Here is an 18,141-nt window from a genome sequence, read left to right on the forward strand (position 1 = left end):
CGCAGACATGACCGGACATGCGTGATCAGTGGAAATCCCGAGCGACAATATCAAAAGTGGTTTTCGTCGCGCTGGCACTCTTGGCAGCCGGCGTGCCGGGGGTCGCTACGACCACAGCTCTGGCGCAAACCGCGAAGTCGAAAGCCGACAAGCCGCAGGCGGCAAAGCCCGCCGACATCGACAGGAACGGCGTGCTGATCCTGACGCGCGGCGCGATCCTCGCGCTCGACCAGGCCAACAAGACCGGCAACTACACCGTGCTGCGCGATCTCGGCTCGCCCGGCTTCCAGGCCAACAATGCAGCGAGGCTCAGCGAGATTTTCGCCAGCCATCGCCAACAGGAATTCGACCTCGGCGCGGTTGCCGTTCTCGAGCCGCAGCTGACGCTGATGCCGCAGATCGAGCCCAACGGCATGTTGCACATGGCAGGTTACTTCCCGTCGCTGCCGCTGCAGGTCGATTTCGAACTGCTGTTTGCGCCTGTCGAGCGGCAATGGCGGCTGTTCGGCATTTCGGTCAATCTCAGCAGGGGCGGCCTACAGGCGCCGGAGGCGCAAGACAAACCGGCCGCCGCCTCCCCGGCCGGTACGCCCGACGCGCCGACCGCCGAGGTCAAGGCGAAGCCCAAAACGTGAGCCCCTTGTCGCCGCCATGGGCAGCTCTTGGGCGTGCTCAGCTGCCCCGCCTGGCGAGATCGGATTTCCCGCCGACCAACGCCGCCTGCCCTTGCCACAGCGGCAGTTGCAGCCTGATGCGGGCGCCGTGCCAGGGGCCAACCAGGATTTCAACGCCGCCGCCATGCAGCCTTGCGATCTCGCGGGCAAGGTTGAGCCCGAGGCCGGCGCCGCTGTTGCGCGGGCGCAAGCGATAAAACGGCTGGAAGACGCGTTCGTGTTCGTCGTCGGGAATGCCCGGACCTTCGTCGTGTATTTCCAGCCCGCCTTTGGCATCGACCACCACCGAAATGATGCCCTCACCGCCGCCATGGTCGATGGCGTTGCGCAGAAGATTGGTGACTGCCTGCTGGATCTGCGACGGCTGGATGTTGACCAGCACGCTCGAAGCCGCCGGCTCGAAGGAAAAGTCGTAACCGGCAGACAGCACCAGTGGTGCGAAATCGGCAGCGAGATGCCGCGCAAACTCGACGAGATCGACAACCTCACGGGCGCCAGCCGACTGGTCGAGTACCTGGCGATCGAGAAGTTGTTGCGCCAGGTGCGACAGGCGCTCGATGTCCTTCAGCAGGCGCGCGCTTTCGGGGTCCTCGCGCAAAAGTTCGGCGCGGGTGCGCAGGATGGCGATCGGCGTACGCAGCTCGTGCGCCGCGTCGGTCAGGAACCGGTTGCGCTGGTCGTAGCCCTGGCCGAGCCTCGACAAGGCATTGTTGAACGCCTGCACCATTGGCTCGATCTCGGTCGGCACGTTGGCAGTCGGCAACTGGACGCCACGATTGTCGATGTCGATGCGGCCGGCATGCCTGGCGGTCGCGACAAGGCCGGCAAGCGCGCGGCGGACCACTGTTGGCGTGACGACGAGGGTCGTCACGCCCATGACGATAAAGAAAGGAGCCAGAAACGCCACGATGATCAGCGCGACGGTCGGACCGACCTTCATCCACTCGATCTGTCCGTCGGCGCTGCGGGTTCCGTCGAGACTCAGCTGGAACGTAACGTCGACGCCGTTTGTTTCGGTGCGCGACAGGATTGTCGAGGTGAGGATCTGGACCGCGCCGGCGGCGGTTTGCCTATTGGCCAGGATTGAATCCGGCCGAACGTCATAGACCGGGAAACGCAGGAATGCATACTCGACCCGCCACGGGATCTTGAGCTCTTCCGCGGCATAGGCGTCCGGTATGTTTCCCAACCGCAAGGTCTTGCCCGCCTCGTCGCGAACGACCAGCCAAAGATTGGGATAGTTCTGCCGCGCCTCAAGCATCTCCTTCGTGTCGCGCAAGACGAGCGTACCGTTGGCGTCCCGGCTTACAGCCCCGGCCACAGCCTCCACGGCGGTTTCGTTGTCGCTGAGCAACCGCGGTTCGAGCAGGAACAGCACCAGCCAGATAAGGCCGACGAAGGCGAACAGGGTCGCGCCCTGAAGCAGCATGAGCCTGCGCACGAGCTGCCATTGCAGCGAAGTCGGACGCAGCTTCTTCATGCCACGGCGCGCAGCAGATAGCCGAGATTGCGGATCGCCCTGATCTCGACACCGGCAGCGACATCGTCGAGCTTGCGGCGCAGGCGCGAGACATGTGAATCGAGCGCGTTGGAGCCGATCTCGTCATCCATGGCGTAGACCGACTCTTCAAGCGTGGCGCGCAGGACCGTGCGGCCGGGCCGGCGGAGCAGTGCTTCCAGTGCCAGTTGCTCGCGCCGCAAAAGCTCCAACGGCTTGTCGCCGACGCTCGCCTCGCGATGGTGGAAATCATAGGTGAGACGGCCGATCACCGTCTGCTCGGAGCGTAGCGCGACAGGGCGGCGGTGCAGCGCGCGCAGACGCGCCATCAGTTCTTCAACGGCAAACGGCTTGACCAGATAGTCGTCGGCGCCGGCATCGAGGCCGGCGACACGATCATTGAGGCCGCTGAGCGCGGTGAGCATCAGGACCGGCGCGTCGACACGCAGCGCCCGCAGCTTCGGGATCAGGTCGAGACCTTCGCCATCCGGCACGCGGCGATCGAGCACAATGGCATCGTAAGGCCCGAACTCGGCCGCCGCCTCGGCATCAGCGAGCGTGGCGACGTGATCGACGATGACGTTTCGACGTGCCAGCGCCGACTTCAGCACCGAGGCCATCTCCGGCTCGTCCTCGAGCAGCAAAATGCGCATGCACGTATTCCCTCAGTCAGTCCTGGCCGTCGTGGCCGAAACGGCGGCGGCCTGGCCTCCACCGGCACGGCCTCAAGCGGTTACTCGCATTCGAGCTTAGGCTTGCGGAAGTTGGTGATGTACCAGCGACCCTCGGACCTGGTGGCGTAGAATGTATAGAAGCACTCCTGCTCCTCGACATAGCCGGGTGTCGTGTACTCCTCATAACGCGTGCCGCGCCTGGTGTCGCGATACTCGCCGCTGGTCGAGCCGGCGACGGCATTCGTCGATATCTTGCTCCACTGATAGGCGCGCTGACCGCGGCCGAGTTCGATCACCGACGTCGGCGGGCCGTAGTCGATGATGACCGACTCGAGCGGCTGGCCGATGTAGCCCTTCATGACGTCCGACTGGCAGCCGGCCAGGAAGATGGCGGCGGCGACAGCGAGTGTGCCGACAGCGCGGCGTGCAGTGCTGAGAGACATGTCTGATCCCAGGTTGTGAATGATGTACCCGGGCAGCTACGCCGCCAAGATTGCATCTACATTGCAGGGCTCAAAGGCGAGACGCGGCGCGTTGCGCAGCACGAAGCCCGAGACAGGCAAGACGTGGCCGTTCAGGGGCGCCGGCTGATGCGAACAGCCATCGAAAAACGCCTGTCGAGCGGCTTTGCCGAGTTTTTCCCGTTCAACGGCTGGCGTTGCGAACGCATGGCCGACCGGGTGGTCGAGCGGCTTCGCAGCGAGGCCTAGAGCTTCCTGACGATCACGGAGCCGGCGGAATAGCCGGCGCCGAAGGAGCAGATGACGCCGAGGCTGCCCGCTGGCAGGTCGTCGGAGAATTTCGAAAACGCGATGATCGAACCGGCCGACGAGGTGTTGGCGTAGTCCTGCAGCACATTGGGCTGCTCTTCGCGGCTCGGCTCGCGGCCCAGCACTCTCGAGCCGATCAGGTCGTTCATGCCCTTGTTGGCCTGGTGCAGCCACAGTCGCGACAGATCAGCAGGCTCGATGCCCTGTTCGGCGAGGTGGCCGAGCATCAGCTCGGCCACCATCGGCACCACCTGCTTGAAGACCTTGCGGCCCTCCTGGTGGAACTGCATGTCGCGGCGGTCGGCCATATGGCCTTCGCGGGTACGGCGCAGGAAACCGTTGTTGTTGCGGATGTTGTTGGAGAACTCGGTCAGGCAGCGGGTGGCCAGCACCTCGTAGGCATTGTCCGACTGTACTTCGTCGGCGCGTTGCAAAACGACCGCCGTGCAGACATCGCCGAAGATGAAGTGGCAATCGCGGTCGCGCCATTCCTGGTGGCCGGAGGTGATCTCCGGATTGACCATGAGGATCGCCCGGGCCGAGCCGGTGCGGATCATGTCCGACGCAAGCTGGATGCCGAAGGTCGCCGAGGAACAGGCAACGTTCATGTCGAAGGCGAAGCCCTTGATGCCGAGCGCCTGCTGCACCTCGATGGCAATGGCCGGATAAGCGCGCTCGTGGTTGGAGGCGGCGCAGATGACGGCATCGATGTCGGCAGCGGTCAGCCCAGCCTCCTTCATCGCCTTATCGGCTGCCTTGACCGAAATCTCGGCCATCAGCGACAGCTCGTCCTCAGTGCGCTCGGGCAGCACAGGATGCATGATGCCAGGATCAAGGATGCCGAACTTGGAGACGACGTGGCGGCGCTCGATGCCGGACGCCTTGACGATGAACTCTTCCGACGACATCGCCATCGGCTCGCGCTCGCCGGCCTCGATGGCGTCGGCGTGCAGCTTGTTCTGGCGGTGGGCATATTCGTTGTAGGAGGCCACCAGTTCGGCGTTGGTGATGACTTCCTCCGGCGTGAAGATGCCGGTACCGCTGATCGCAACCCTGTGCATGGCGTTTCCCATTGGTTTTGAGCCATTGGAATAGGGTTCAGGCAGCAGCGGTCAAGCTTTGCGACCACAATTTCAGGTCGAAAGCGCGGTTACCTCGCGGCAGAAACGCTCAAATGCAGCGCCCGCCGTCGACTTCCATGGCCACGCCGGTGATCAGCGAGGCCTCGTCGGAGACGAGGAACAGGGCCGCATTGGCGATGTCGAGCGGCGTCGAGAAACGGCCGAGCGGGATCGAGGCTTTGAACTTCTCGCGGATTTCGGGCGTGTCCTTGCCCATGAACTTTTCCAGCATGCCGGTTTCGCCGGCTACCGGGCAGAGGCAATTGACGCGGATGTTCTTGGGCGCGAGCTCGACCGCCATCGACTTGGTGGCGGTGATCGCCCAGCCCTTGGAGGCGTTGTACCAGGTCAGCCCCGGGCGCGGCCTGAGGCCGGCTGTCGAGGCGGTGGTCAGGATCGAACCGCCGCCCTGGCGCTCCATGATCGGCACGACGCAGCGGGCGGCATGGTAGATCGCCTTCATGTTGACGGCGGTGATCAGGTCGAAGACGTCTTCCTCGACATCGACAAGATCGCCGTTGCGGTGGGTGTAGCCGGCATTGTTGACCATGATGTCGATGCGGCCGAAGGCGCTCTTGGCGGCATAGACAAGCTCGTCGAATTCGGAGCGTTGCGAGACGTCGGTGGTAACAGCGATCGCACCGTTGCCGATCTCGGCCGCGACCCGATCGGCTTCCCTGGCATTCAGGTCGGCAACGACGATCTTGGCGCCCTCCTCGGCAAAACGCCTGGCCATGCCCTCGCCGAAACCGGCGGCACCGCCGGTGATGATCGCGACCTTGTCCTTCAGCCTGTCCGCCACGTTACGTCCCTTCGAATCGAACCCCGTCACCAGCCCCTTATCGAAACGGAAAACGCATCGGTCAGCAACAGACAAGCGCTGGCTGGCTGGCGCCCGGCTTGCGGCACTCTTGAAATAATTCTAAAGTAAATGCCTGCCTCTGGGTGGGGGACGCAAACATGAAACTTCGTTTCTTATTTGCATTGCTTTCAATAAGCGCAGGTCTGATCGTCAGCTTCCAGCAAGCAGCGCATGCCGCCTGCGTCGTGCCGAGCTACAACCAGAAGCGCGGGATACCGCCGGGTTTCTCCGAGGCACAAGGCTTCAAGGGCCGCTTCGACTTTCCCGCCAGCACCAGCGAACCGCTTCCAGCCTTCCTGTCGATCGACTTCACCCAGGACTGGCGCGCCTACATCCAGGCAGTGCTCGACTATTCGCTCGAAGGCAATATCGCCGTCGACTTCAATGTCGCCAACAACAACACGCGCAACTGGTATCATGCACTGTGGATGCATCCGGGCAATTCGGGACGCGAGTTCCTGCACGGCCTGACCAAGGAACGGGCAACCGATCCGGAGCAGCTTGCGGAGGGTGTGACCAAGTCCTTCGACACCTGGGCGGTCGGTTTCTACAATGCGCTCGGCGCCACGACCTTCGCCAAGGTGTGGAGCGATCCGTGCAGCCCCAAGATCGACGATATCTATTTTCCTGTCGGCACCACATCGTTCAAGCTGCTGTTCACCACCGCCACCGCGGCCGACATCCCCTACGTCGCAGGCGCACCCGAATGGGAAGGCGATATCGGCAGGGCGCCCAACCGCATCGGCAAGCTGCGTCTCTACCAGATCGACATCGCGGTGCGCGATCCGCGCTCGCTGCAAACCGGATGGGTGTTTGGCACCTTCGTCTACCAGGGTAGCGAACCCGGCACCGATCCGTGGAAAAAGCTGGTGCCGGTCGGGCTAAGCTGGGGCAACGACCGCTTCGTGCCGCCGCCGGGCCAATTGCGCCAGAACGTGCTCAACGAAACACTCGAGGGCAAGATCTACGGCTGGAACGCGCGCAAGGAACTCGGCTGGGGCGGCCGTCTCAACGGTCCGGCCGACAACCAGATCAGTTCGTGCATGTCATGCCACGGCTCGGCGCAGTACCCGCGCAGCGACGATTTCGGCAACCTGCCGCGGCAACCGGCAACTCCGATCGACTATCAACGCCGACTGCTGGAGTATTTCCGCGACGTGTTCGCCGGCGGCGTATTCGACGGCGAGTCGCGCTATTTCGGCACGCAAACGGCGGTGCTTGCGCGGCCACTCGACTACTCCCTGCAACTGCAGGCCGGCATCGAGCGCATGTGTGCGACGGTCACCGCGCGCGAAGCGCCGTTCAACGACGGCACGGTCCCCATCCCGCCGGTTTGCCCCGCACCTCCGGCCGTCGTGGCTGGTGGCCCGGAGAGCTTGTCGGCTGGCCCAGCACTTGCTGACCGCGAGGACACCATCGACGCCTTGCTGGAGCCGATCAGGTAGAGCCCGAACCGAGCCTGATCTCGTGGCCAGGGACGGCCAAGGGATGCGCGTCGGCATCTCTAGGCCGGGCCAGCGCCTTGCCTGCATGAAAACCACCGACAAGCCGCTGGCGCCACGGCTTCGTCTGGACCACTATCAAATCTTCGCGTGTGACACCGTGGCGCTGGCTTTGGGGCTAGTGCTTTTAAATCGATTAGCATATATCGGTCGGCGACATCGCGACCGTCTTGAAAAACGGATAGAACATGACCAGCCAGATCATCCCCGTCGATCCATTCGACTTCATCATTTTCGGGGGCACCGGCGACCTGTCGGAGCGCAAGCTGCTGCCGGCGCTCTATCACCGCCAGCGCGACCACCAGTTTTCCGAACCGACGCGCATCATCGGGGCGTCGCGCACCAAGATGGACGACAAGGAATTCCGCGCCTTCGCCAAGAAGGCGATCTCGGACCACGTCAAGCCAGAGTACATCGAGGAAAAGGAGCTCACGACCTTCCTCGACCGGCTGAGCTACATCACCGTCGACGCCAAGTCAGGCGACGGCTTTGCCGAGCTCAAGAAGTCGGTTGGCGACAGCAAGCGCATCCGCGTCTTCTATCTCGCGGTCGCACCCAGCCTGTTCGGCGACATCTCGGACCATCTCAAGGCCCACAAGCTTGTCACCCCGGATTCGCGCATCGTCGTCGAGAAACCGATCGGCCGCGATCTGGAGTCGGCCAGGGCGCTGAACGACATCATCGGCGACGATTTCGGCGAGCACCAGATCTTCCGCATCGACCACTATCTCGGCAAGGAGACAGTGCAGAACCTGATGGCGCTGCGCTTCGCCAACGCGCTCTACGAGCCGTTGTGGAACTCGGCCAATATCGACCACGTGCAGATCACCGTCGCCGAGACCGTCGGCCTCGAGGATCGCGTCACCTATTACGACAAGGCGGGTGCGCTGCGCGACATGGTGCAGAACCACATGCTGCAGCTGCTTTGCCTCGTTGCCATGGAGGCGCCCGCCTCGATGGAGGCGAACGCCGTGCGCGACGAAAAGCTGAAGGTCCTGAATGCACTGAAGCGCGTCAACGGCAACGAGGCGCCAAAGCATACCGTGCGCGGCCAGTATCGCGCGGGAGCCTCCGCTGGCGGGCCGGTCAAAGGCTACATTGAAGAACTCGGCACCGAAAGCACCACCGAGACCTTCGTCGCCATCAAGGCCGAGATCGCCAACTGGCGCTGGGCCGGCGTGCCGTTCTACCTGCGCACCGGCAAGCGGCTCGCTTCGCGCGTCTCCGAAATCGTCATCGAATTCAAGCCGATCCCGCATTCGATCTTCGGCGAGAGCGCCGGGCCGATCTTCAACAACCAGCTGGTGATCCGCCTGCAGCCCGACGAAGGCGTCAAGCAGTTCATCATGATCAAGGATCCGGGTCCGGGCGGCATGCGCCTGCGCCAGATCCCGCTCGACATGAGCTTTGCCCAGTCCTTCGACGGACGCGCGCCCGATGCCTATGAACGTCTGATCATGGATGTCGTGCGCGGCAACCAGACGCTGTTCATGCGCCGCGACGAGGTCGAGGCGGCATGGAAGTGGATCGACCCGATCCAGCACGCCTGGGAAGGCAGCCGCCAGGAAGCCCAGGGCTACACCGCCGGCACCTGGGGCCCCTCCGCCTCGATCGCCCTGATCGAACGCGACGGCCGCACCTGGCACGAGAGCAATTGAGCGCCATGGCTGGCATTGTGCCCCACTGGAACGAGTTTGCGACGCGGGACGAGCTGGCGGCTTCGCTGGCAAACGCTGTGGCCGATACGCTGCGGGCCGCGATCTCGCGGCGCAGCGAAGCGTTCCTGGCCGTTTCGGGTGGCTCGACTCCCGGCCGGTTCTTCGTAGCGCTGTCGCGCGCAGAGCTCGACTGGAGCAAGGTCACGGTAACGCTCGTCGACGAGCGTTTCGTGCCAGAGAACTCGCCGCGCTCCAACGCTTCGCTGGCCAAGGCCAACCTGCTGCAGAACAACGCCGCAGCCGCCCGTTTCGCACCGCTGTTCCATGAGGCAGCGACGGTCGAAAAGGGTGCCGATCTTGCGGATGCGGAAACCCGTGCCCTGCCCTGGCCGCTTGATGCGACGATCCTCGGCATGGGCGGTGACGGCCACACGGCTTCGTTCTTCCCCGACGCGCAGGACCTAGACGCCCTGCTTGACCTGACTTCGACACGGATCGTCATGCCAGTGCATGCGGAAACCGCCGGCGAGCCGCGGCTGACACTAACGCTGCCCGCGCTTGTCAGCGCCGGCCTTCTCGTCGTCCACATCGAGGGTGCAGAGAAGCGCAACGTCATCGAGGCAGCATTGGCCGCGGACAAGGCGTTGCCGGTCCGCACGGTGCTGGAGAAGGCGCCACGCGCCGCCGAGATTTACTGGGCGCCCTGAGGTGGGTGCTTGCGCCGCGCCCGGCTCATGCCAGGCGCCTGGCGCGTTGAAGAGGGCATGACCCCGCCAAGGATCATGCCCAGCCCGAAACTCCTCCCGGTTCGGGCACCGAGTTGAAAGGACCAAGGCCATGACAGGCAGGAACGATATCCAAGCCATTACCGAGCGCATCCGCGAGCGCTCGAAGGTCAGTCGCGAAATCTATCTCGGCCGCGTTGCCGACGCTGCCGGCAAGACCGCGAACCGAGGCGTACTCTCCTGCGGCAACCTCGCGCATGGCTTCGCCGTGTGCAGTCCTTCGGAGAAGGTGGCGCTCGGCGGCGACAAGGTCGCCAACATCGGCATCATCACCTCCTACAACGACATGCTCTCGGCGCATCAGCCGTTCGAGACTTATCCGCAGCTGATCAAGGATGCGGCGCGCGAGGCCGGCGGCATCGCCCAAGTCGCGGGTGGTGTGCCCGCGATGTGCGATGGCGTCACCCAGGGCCAGCCGGGCATGGAACTGTCGCTGTTTTCGCGCGACGTCATCGCCATGTCGGCCGCGATCGGCCTCAGCCACAACATGTTCGACGCGGCGGTCTATCTCGGCGTCTGTGACAAGATCGTGCCGGGGCTGGTTATCGCGGCGCTGTCCTTTGGCCACCTGCCGGCGATCTTTGTGCCCGCCGGCCCCATGACGTCGGGCCTGCCCAACGACGAGAAGGCCAAGATCCGCCAGCTCTATGCCGAGGGCAAGGTCGGCCGCGCCGAGTTGCTGGAAGCCGAGTCCAAATCCTATCACGGCCCGGGCACCTGCACCTTCTATGGCACCGCCAACTCCAACCAGATGCTGATGGAGATCATGGGCCTGCACACGCCGGGCGCATCCTTCGTCAATCCAGGCACGCCGCTGCGCGATGCGCTGACCCGCGAGGCCGCCAAGCGCGCATTGGCGATCACGGCACTCGGCAACGAATACATCCCCGCCGGGCGCATGATCGACGAGCGCTCGGTGGTCAACGGCGTTGTCGGCCTGCATGCCACCGGCGGCTCGACCAACCACACCATCCACCTGATCGCCATGGCGGCGGCCGCAGGCATCCGCCTGACCTGGCAGGATATTTCGGACCTTTCGGATGCAGTTCCGCTTCTCGCGCGGGTTTACCCGAACGGGCTTTCGGACGTGAACCATTTCCAGGCGGCGGGCGGCATGGGCTTCCTGATCCGGGAACTGCTCGACGTCGGCCTGCTGCACGAAGATGTGCAGACTGTGTGGGGCGAAGGCCTGCGCCCCTACGCCGTCGAAGCCAAGCTTGGTGCCGACGGCTCGGTGGTGCGCGAGGCAGCGCCCAAGCTAAGCGGTGACGAAAAGGTGCTGGCACCTGCTACCAAGGCGTTCCAGCCAAGCGGCGGCCTCAAGGTGCTCGGCGGCAATCTCGGCCACGCCATCATCAAGACCTCGGCGGTGAAGCCCGAGCGGCGCATCATCGAGGCACCGGCGCTGGTTTTCGACAGCCAGCAAGGCCTCAACGAGGCCTTCAAGGCGGGCTTGCTCGATCGCGACTTCGTCGCCGTAATCCGCTTCCAGGGTCCGAAAGCCAACGGCATGCCGGAACTGCACAAGCTGACCACCGTACTCGGCATCCTGCAGGACCGCGGCCACAAGGTGGCGCTGGTCACCGACGGCCGCATGTCGGGCGCCTCGGGCAAGGTGCCGGCGGCGATCCACGTCACGCCGGAAGCGCTCGAAGGCGGGCCGATCGGCCGCGTCCATGACGGCGACATCGTCAGGCTCGACGCCGAGGCCGGCACGCTCGAGGTTCTGGTTCCTGCTGGCGATCTGGCGCTGCGCCCGGAACCGGTCTGCGACCTGTCTGGCAACGAGTATGGCATGGGCCGCGAGCTGTTCGCCGGCTTCCGCCAGATGGCCGGCCGCGCCGACCACGGCGCGAGCGCGTTCGGCACGGCGTGACTTCGACTTGAAAGTAAGGCAGTTCTGCCTTACTTTTCGGGCAGAGGTGCGCCATGACCATCCTGACCGTTACAGCCAAGGGCCAAGTCACGCTCCGCAAGGAAGTGTTGCAGCATCTGGGGGTCAAGCCCGGAGACAAGATTGCCGTCGATGTCTTGCCCGACGGCAAGGCAAGCCTGAGCGCAGTCAGGCCAAAGGACGCACTCAAGGGCTTCATCGGCAGCCTGCACCAGCCGGGGGAGCGAGCTCGCTCACTAGAGGAGATCAACCAGGCCATCCGTGACGGCTGGGCCGGCAAGAGGTGAAAATCACGCCCGATACCAATGTGCTTGTGCGAATAGCTGTCATGGATGATGAAATCCAGACCGCGACCGCCCTGCGGGCTCTGGAGAACGCCGACAGCATCGTCGTTCCACTGACCACGCTTTGCGAGCTGGTTTGGGTTCTGAGGCAGAGCTACAAACGCCCGGCCGCAAATGTGGCCGCCTCGCTTCGACAGCTCCTTGCCTCCAGCATCGTCGAAACCAACCGGCCAGCCGCGGATGCCGGCATCGTGGTGTTGCTCGCCGGCGGCGATTTTGCAGATGGCGTCATCGCCTTCGAGGGCGCGCAGTCAGGCGGATCGACGTTCCTGACTTTCGACAAGAAGGCGGCAAGCCTGGTCAAGAGGATCGGCCTCGAGGCAGAACTTCTGGCCTGACCCTCGCTACTTCCCCGCCTCGCATGACAACACTGCCGGCGCGTCCTCGCCCTTGGTCAGGTCGTAGAGATCGGCGTTGTCGCCCTTGGTCCACCAGACATAGTTCTGGCCGGCATATTTGGCGCCGCTGGCGCTCAGAACAGTGACGGCCACGACCGTCTGATCGCCGAGCGTGAGCACGACGAGCGAATTGTCGCCGGTGTTGACGTACTCGGCCTTCACAGCCTGGTCGCCGCACTTGTAGTCGACCGCGTTGCGCTCGACCTTTGCGTCGCCCGGCAGCTCCAGCGTCACGGTCGAGGCCATTGCGGCACTGGTCGCGGCAGCAAGGATGATCGCGGTGAGACTCAAGCGCATGATGATCTCCTGGATTGCTCGTCATGCAGACGATAGCACGGCGAACAGGCCTGCCGAAGCCGAAGCCCCGGCAGGTCTTTTATCGCGAGGCTAAGCGCCGTTCTTCGCCACGTCGGCAAAGAAGCCCTCCGGGCTCTCCACTTCGACCAGCCGTTTCTTGTCGATCAGCCAGAAGCGGTTGGCTGTGGCGCGGACGAAGCTGCGGTCGTGCGAGACGAGCAGGCAGCTCGCCTCGTGCTTCAGCAATTCGTCCTCCAGCGCCTCCTGCCCGTCGATGTCGAGGTGGTTGGTCGGCTCGTCGAGCAGGTAGAAGTTCGGGTTGGTCAGCCGCAGCACCAGCATGCCGAGCCGCGCCTTCTGGCCGCCGGACAAGCGGCCGATCGGGTTGGCCTGCATCTCGACAGTCAGGCCTGCGCCGGCAAGCAAGGTACGCGCGCGCTGCTCGCCAAGCTCGAATCTGCGCGCCAGCATCGACAGCGGCGCGTCACTGTCCTTGAGATCGGACAGGCCCTGGTCGCCATAGCCCAACACCAGCGACGGCGTCGCCTTGACCACGTCCTTCGCATTTTCCGGCGCGCCGATGGCCTGCCTGACCATATTGACCAGCCGCGTCTTGCCGGTGCCGTTGCGACCCAGCAGGACGACGCGATCGCCCTGGCGAAGCCACAGCTTGCCAGTCTTGAACAACAGCGTGCCGTCGGGCGTGGTGACAGGCGCGTCGTCGAAGGTGACCAGCACCTTGGCGTGGGTGCCGCGATTGGCAAGCCTGATGGCCCCGGCGGAACGTTCCTGATGGGCCGGCCGCGCCGCATCCTCCAGCCGCTCGGCCCGCTCCTTCAGCTGCTTGGTCTTCACCACTAGCAGGTCGCTGCCGGAGTTGATGCCGATATTGTTGAGCTTGGCCGCCTGACGGCGCAATTGCTGCGCCGTCTTCATGTCCTTTTCGAAGCGGCGCGCCTCCGAGGCGTCGATCTCGTCGAGCGCTTCCCGTGCCCTGGAATAGGGCAGCGAAAACACCTGCGAGTTCTCCGGCCTGAGGAAAAGCGTGCGATTGGTGACCGCATCGAGGAAGGCGCGGTCGTGGCTGCAGATCACCACGGGCACGTCGCGCGGCAGCGCGTTCAGCCAGTTTTCGAGCTGGGCTATGCGCGCGAGGTCGAGGTGATTGGTCGGCTCGTCCAGCAAAAGCATGTCGGGTTCGGTCACCCAGACACGGGCGAGCATCGCCAGCCGCTGCCAACCACCGCTCAGCTTCGACAATGGACGCTGGCGCATCTCCTCAGGCACATCGAGCTCGTCGAGCACGATGTCGACACGCCAGCTCTCGCTTTCGGCCTGGTCCGCCGGAAGCGCGCCGAGCACCGCATCATGGAAGGCCATGTCGACAAGGCTTGCCGGCACGTCCTGCTCGACATGACCGACCCGCAGGCCGCGTGCCCGCGTGATGTCGCCCGCCGTCGGCTCGAAGGCGCCTGTTATCGAGCGCAGCAGCGTGGACTTGCCGCGGCCATTGGCGGCGACGATGCCGAGCCGGTCGCCCGGTTCGATGGAAAGGTTGAGATTGGAAAAGAGCGGAGCACCGAGCGTTACGCCGAGCGACCTCAGATTGATCAAAGCCATATCAGTTCTCTGGTCTGGCCGGACCGTCGCCCGCATCCGATCTAACGCGATGCTTTTGGGGAACCAGGTCCGGTGAGTTATCCAGATGCGGACGAGCACAAGGCTCGACGCCGCATCACCACCAAGGGCAGACCGGGAGAGATACGCGGGAATTGGTCTCGCATCTTACTTTCCAGAAATCAGAACGATTTCCGGATCAATGCGGCAGGCGCGTCGTCCGAGGTCAGCCCTGCAAACGCATTTGCAGGGCGTGGACAGGGCCGCGCTGACGGTGGTGACGAAAAAACGTGTACACGCAGCCCTCCTTCGTTGTTCGAGTTGCGTGCCTTAAATAGCCGCGCCTTCCGCAGGTTGCAACCCTACTGGATTGTCAATTCACTGCGCTCGCCGGCGTGGACGGTCGCAGTGCCTTCCTTCTTGCCGCCATTGGCCTCACGATCGGCCTCCACGACATAATCGCCAGCCGGCAAGGTCGTCTGGTGGGTATCCTTGTATTCGTAACCGAATTCCTTGCGGTTGCCCTGGATATCCTTCTTGGCGGCAAACACCCTGATCGTCTTTGCGCCCGGTGCGCTAATGGCCAAAACGCCGGCGTCGAGGATCGCAGTCACGTTGCCACGCTCGCCGACCCTGACATTGAAGGGTTGCTCGGCCTCGGCCTGGTCCATCTTGACGACAGCGACGTAGTCGCCGGCTGGAAGGTCGAATTTGGAATCGGGTCCGAAGGCGTGGGTCATCTGTTCGCGGCTGCCGTCGATCTTCTTCTTGGCCTTGAAGACCCTCACGTCGAGCCCGGACGCATCGACCTTTTCGCCGCCTGCCGCGTATAGCGCGTTGACCACCGCATGACCGACACCGACGATGACGTCCTTTTCGATGGTCTGGCCAGCAGCAAGCTGGATTGTCTCATTGGCCTCGCCTTGGCCGATGGTAACCTTCAGCTTGGTTTCGCCGGCGGGCAACACCACCTTGGCCTGGCCGTAGTAGGTCGCACGATGGTCGCCACCGGGGAAGTCGAGGACGACAGCGGCACCATCGACGATGTCCGCGCCTTCGCTCGGTCGCGGCCTGACGATCAGCGTGCCGGCATTAAGGACGAAAAGCGGCTTGTAGGCCTGGCCTGGCTCGACGTTCAGCGGCTGTTCGACAGCAGCTTCGCCGAGCGTCGCGCGGATGACGTAGGTGCCAGCTTCAAGCGATCCCTTGTAGTTGTTGTATTCGGTGGTGAGGCGTTCGCCCTTGGCGCCGTCGGCATTGGCCTTGTAGATTTCCCAGGCATTGCCGGCGTCCTTCAGCGGCGCTCCGCCTTCGGCCAGCGTCAGCTCGGGGATGAAGTTGAACTCCGGCTTGGCCGGTTCCGGCGCACGCGCCGGTTCGGGGGCCGGCGCTGGCGCTGGCGCGGCAACCGTCTGCACCAGGGCATCTTCCAGGCCCTTGGCGTCGGTCGCCTGGGTGTATTTGCCGCCGGTGTTTTCGGCCAGGCACGCGACCTGCCTGCCCTCTTCCGCGGTAAGCCCGAAGCCAACGACATGGGCAGTGAAATCGACGCCCGACTGATCGAGCTCCTTGCCGAGCGCGCAAGGATCGGCATTGCAGGTCTCGAGCCCGTCGGTGATGAGAATGACGGTTGCCTTTTCCTCGGTGTATTTGAGGTCCTCGGCGGCCTGCTTGACGGCGGCGGACAACGGCGTCTTGCCAAGGAACTTCATGCTGTCGGCGGCAGCTGTAATGGCGCTGGCCGAGCCGGACGCAGGCGGCACGATCAGCTCGATGTCGGAGCAGCTGCCCTTTTCGCGGTGGCCATAGGCCATCAGCCCAAGCTCGGTATCGGCGGGGATGGTGGTCAGCACCGAGCGCAGCGCCTCGCGGGCGATCTCAAGCTTGGGCTTGCCGTCGATCTGGCCCCACATCGATCCGGAGGCATCAAGCACGATGATGGTTCGGTCGGCGGCATTTGCGGTTGCCAGTCCCGACAGCATGAGGACAGACGCCAGGATACCTCGTGTAAACGCCTTCATGCTGCCCCTCGCCGATTCAGTTTGAGTGCAGCGAAGCTAAACAAGGGCCATTGGGCTGACAACCCTGGGACCGATCAATAGGTGGTGCGGCGTTCCTCGCTCGGCGGCCGGCCGAATTGCAGCCGGTAGCTCTGCGCGAAATAGGAATGCGAAGTGAAGCCGGTGGCAATCGCCACGTCGAGGATCGGCATGTTGGTCTGGCGCAACAATTCCCGCGCCCGCTCAAGCCTCAGCCGCATGTAGTAGCGGCCGGGCGTGACTGTGAGATGGCGCAGGAACAGACGCTCGACCTGCCGGACGGACAGCCCGGCGGTCTTGGCGAGCTGTACCGCCGACAGCGGCTCGTCGAGATGGTCGGCCATCAGCTCGACGATGCGCTTCAGCTTGTCGGACTTGCCGGTGAGATCACGTTCGGGACCGACGCGCTGACGGTCGCCGGCCGACCGAATGCGCTCGTGCTGGAACTGGTTGGCGACCTCGTTGGCGAGGTTCGCGCCGAAGTCGCGCTTGATGATTTCGAGCATCAGGTCGATCGAGGTGGTGACGCCGGCACAGGTGTAGCGCTTGCGGTCGATCTCAAAGACGTTGTTCGTGCACTCGATATCCGGAAACTTCTCCATGAAGCCGGCGCGGTTTTCCCAGTGGATGGTGCAGCGATAGCCGTCGAGCTGACCGGCTTCGGCCAACAGCTGGGAGCCGACCGAAAGCGCGCCCAAGGCAGCGCCGCGCCGCCCCCAGGAGCGGAGCGCGCCGAGCACCTTGCTCTTGCCGGGAAATTCGGTGGCGACGCCGACGCAGACGAACATGATGTCGACCGCAGGCACGTCGGCGACCGAATAGTCAACCTTGAGCGGCAGCCCATTGGAGGCGATCACCGCCTCGCCGTCTGCCGATACCGTCGTCCAGCCATAGACGTCGCGACCGAGCAGGCGGTTGGCCGACCGACAGGTGTCGATAGCGGCAACCAGCGAGAACATCGAGAACTTGTCGACCAGCAGGAAAGCGAACTGGCGGCCTTCGGGGTGGGGCTCTGACATCGCGACCAAATCTACAGAACGGGCCGATTTGAGCAAGGAAGCGGCGCCGGTTTCAACAACGCCGCGGTCATTCAAAAGCCTGGCTGTTCGAGGCCGGCGTGGCGATAGGCCGACACCAGCGTGTTGGCCATCAGCATGGCGATGGTCATTGGCCCGACGCCGCCGGGAACTGGCGTGATGGCACCGGCGTTTTGCGCGGCCGAGGCGAACTCGACATCGCCGACCAGCCTGGACTTGCCCTCGCCTTTTTCGGGTGCCGAAATGCGATTGATACCGACGTCGATGACGGTCGCACCTGGCTTGACCCAGTCGCCCTTCACCATTTCCGGCCGCCCGACCGCTGCCACAAGAATGTCGGCGGTCCGGCACAGCGCCGGCAGATCCTTGGTGCGGCTGTGGGCAATGGTGACGGTGGCGTTGGCGGCGAGCAGCAGATTGGCCATCGGCTTGCCGACGATGTTGGAACGGCCAACCACGACGGCGTTGAGACCGGAAAGGTCCTTGCCGTGCTTGCGCTCGATCAGGAGCATCGAGCCAAACGGCGTGCATGGTACCAGCGCCGTGTCGAGTTCGCCGGTGGCGAGCTTGCCGACATTGATGAAGTGGAAGCCGTCGACATCCTTGTCGGGCGCGATCGTCTGGATGATCTTGCCCGCATCGATATGGCCGGGCAGCGGCAGCTGGACGAGAATGCCGTGGATCGCGCGGTCGGCATTGAGCGCTTCGACCAGCGCGACGAGATCGGCCTCGGGGGTATCAGCGGCAAGCGTGTGCTGGACCGAATGGAAGCCGCATTCCTTGGCGGTGCGCGACTTGCTGGCAACATAGACCTGGCTCGCAGGATCTTCGCCAACGATGACCACGGCCAGTCCCGGCGTCACGCCATGCTCGGCAAGCTTGGCCGCCGATTTCTTGACGCCCTCGACGACCTCGGCTGCTACACTCTTTCCGTCAATGATCTCAGCCATGGCTTACTCCGTCTGCGGCAT

The 18,141-nt window shown here is 64.0% G+C and carries 17 protein-coding genes; 7 read left to right on the forward strand and 10 right to left on the reverse strand.

Going from position 1 to position 18,141, the window contains the following annotated elements; translation table 11 throughout:
- Nucleotides 1-56: 56 nt before the first annotated feature.
- Nucleotides 57-635 (forward strand): hypothetical protein, encoded by a 579-nt coding sequence (locus J1C56_RS32830; RefSeq protein WP_338001419.1) that lies wholly within the window; start codon nucleotides 57-59, stop codon nucleotides 633-635.
- A 37-nt stretch (nucleotides 636-672) separates the two neighbouring features.
- Here J1C56_RS32830 and J1C56_RS08610 read toward each other — a convergent pair whose 3' ends face one another.
- The 5 genes from J1C56_RS08610 to J1C56_RS08635 form a co-directional block, all read right to left on the reverse strand.
- A complete protein-coding gene (locus J1C56_RS08610) occupies nucleotides 673-2,154 on the reverse strand; it encodes a sensor histidine kinase (protein ID WP_214387894.1) in 1,482 nt (493 codons plus the stop codon).
- Entirely contained in the window at nucleotides 2,151-2,825 is a 675-nt protein-coding gene (locus J1C56_RS08615) for a response regulator (RefSeq protein ID WP_184771398.1), read from the reverse strand. Before J1C56_RS08615 ends, J1C56_RS08610 begins: the two co-directional genes overlap by 4 nt.
- A gap of 80 nt (nucleotides 2,826-2,905) precedes the next feature.
- Nucleotides 2,906-3,289 (reverse strand): hypothetical protein, encoded by a 384-nt coding sequence (locus J1C56_RS08620; RefSeq protein WP_214387896.1) that lies wholly within the window; start codon nucleotides 3,287-3,289, stop codon nucleotides 2,906-2,908.
- A 263-nt stretch (nucleotides 3,290-3,552) separates the two neighbouring features.
- A complete protein-coding gene (locus J1C56_RS08630) occupies nucleotides 3,553-4,677 on the reverse strand; it encodes a beta-ketoacyl-ACP synthase III (protein WP_214387898.1) in 1,125 nt (374 codons plus the stop codon).
- 109 nt (nucleotides 4,678-4,786) lie between these two features.
- Nucleotides 4,787-5,539, reverse strand: coding sequence for an SDR family oxidoreductase (locus J1C56_RS08635; RefSeq protein WP_214387900.1), 753 nt, complete (start codon nucleotides 5,537-5,539; stop codon nucleotides 4,787-4,789).
- A gap of 158 nt (nucleotides 5,540-5,697) precedes the next feature.
- On the opposite strand from J1C56_RS08635, the gene J1C56_RS08640 reads away from it, so the two are divergent.
- The 6 genes from J1C56_RS08640 to J1C56_RS08665 all read left to right on the forward strand — a co-directional run bounded on the left by J1C56_RS08640 (nucleotide 5,698) and on the right by J1C56_RS08665 (nucleotide 12,120).
- Complete coding sequence (locus J1C56_RS08640) at nucleotides 5,698-7,044, forward strand: hypothetical protein (protein ID WP_214387902.1); 1,347 nt, start codon at nucleotides 5,698-5,700, stop codon at nucleotides 7,042-7,044.
- Between the two features lie 245 nt (nucleotides 7,045-7,289).
- Nucleotides 7,290-8,759 carry a glucose-6-phosphate dehydrogenase gene (gene zwf, locus J1C56_RS08645; RefSeq protein ID WP_214387904.1) on the forward strand — a complete coding sequence of 490 codons (1,470 nt, stop codon included), beginning with the start codon at nucleotides 7,290-7,292 and terminating at the stop codon, nucleotides 8,757-8,759.
- Nucleotides 8,760-8,764: 5 nt separating this feature from the next.
- Nucleotides 8,765-9,466 carry a 6-phosphogluconolactonase gene (pgl, locus tag J1C56_RS08650; protein WP_214387906.1) on the forward strand — a complete coding sequence of 234 codons (702 nt, stop codon included), beginning with the start codon at nucleotides 8,765-8,767 and terminating at the stop codon, nucleotides 9,464-9,466.
- 130 nt (nucleotides 9,467-9,596) lie between these two features.
- Nucleotides 9,597-11,420: a phosphogluconate dehydratase gene (edd, locus tag J1C56_RS08655; protein WP_214387908.1), complete on the forward strand. Its 1,824-nt coding sequence runs from the start codon at nucleotides 9,597-9,599 to the stop codon at nucleotides 11,418-11,420.
- A gap of 53 nt (nucleotides 11,421-11,473) precedes the next feature.
- The gene (locus J1C56_RS08660) at nucleotides 11,474-11,725 is read left to right on the forward strand and encodes an AbrB/MazE/SpoVT family DNA-binding domain-containing protein (RefSeq protein ID WP_214387910.1); all 252 of its coding nucleotides are present in this window, start codon (nucleotides 11,474-11,476) and stop codon (nucleotides 11,723-11,725) included.
- 20 nt (nucleotides 11,726-11,745) lie between these two features.
- On the forward strand, nucleotides 11,746-12,120 hold the full coding sequence (locus J1C56_RS08665; RefSeq protein ID WP_476561155.1) for a type II toxin-antitoxin system VapC family toxin: 375 nt from the start codon (nucleotides 11,746-11,748) through the stop codon (nucleotides 12,118-12,120).
- Nucleotides 12,121-12,126: 6 nt separating this feature from the next.
- Here J1C56_RS08665 and J1C56_RS08670 read toward each other — a convergent pair whose 3' ends face one another.
- From J1C56_RS08670 to folD, 5 genes are all read right to left on the reverse strand, one after another.
- Nucleotides 12,127-12,477 carry an MliC family protein gene (locus J1C56_RS08670; protein WP_214387915.1) on the reverse strand — a complete coding sequence of 117 codons (351 nt, stop codon included), beginning with the start codon at nucleotides 12,475-12,477 and terminating at the stop codon, nucleotides 12,127-12,129.
- Between the two features lie 90 nt (nucleotides 12,478-12,567).
- Nucleotides 12,568-14,097, reverse strand: a complete 1,530-nt coding sequence (locus tag J1C56_RS08675; protein WP_214387917.1) for an ABC-F family ATP-binding cassette domain-containing protein — start codon at nucleotides 14,095-14,097, stop codon at nucleotides 12,568-12,570.
- A 359-nt stretch (nucleotides 14,098-14,456) separates the two neighbouring features.
- Complete coding sequence (locus J1C56_RS08680) at nucleotides 14,457-16,115, reverse strand: vWA domain-containing protein (RefSeq protein WP_214387919.1); 1,659 nt, start codon at nucleotides 16,113-16,115, stop codon at nucleotides 14,457-14,459.
- 74 nt (nucleotides 16,116-16,189) lie between these two features.
- Nucleotides 16,190-17,152, reverse strand: a complete 963-nt coding sequence (locus J1C56_RS08685; RefSeq protein WP_214387921.1) for a GlxA family transcriptional regulator — start codon at nucleotides 17,150-17,152, stop codon at nucleotides 16,190-16,192.
- A gap of 71 nt (nucleotides 17,153-17,223) precedes the next feature.
- Nucleotides 17,224-18,120: a bifunctional methylenetetrahydrofolate dehydrogenase/methenyltetrahydrofolate cyclohydrolase FolD gene (gene folD, locus J1C56_RS08690; protein WP_214387923.1), complete on the reverse strand. Its 897-nt coding sequence runs from the start codon at nucleotides 18,118-18,120 to the stop codon at nucleotides 17,224-17,226.
- Between the last annotated feature and the right edge of the window lie 21 nt (nucleotides 18,121-18,141).

This window comes from Aminobacter anthyllidis, assembly GCF_018555685.1.
GTDB lineage: Bacteria > Pseudomonadota > Alphaproteobacteria > Rhizobiales > Rhizobiaceae > Aminobacter > Aminobacter anthyllidis.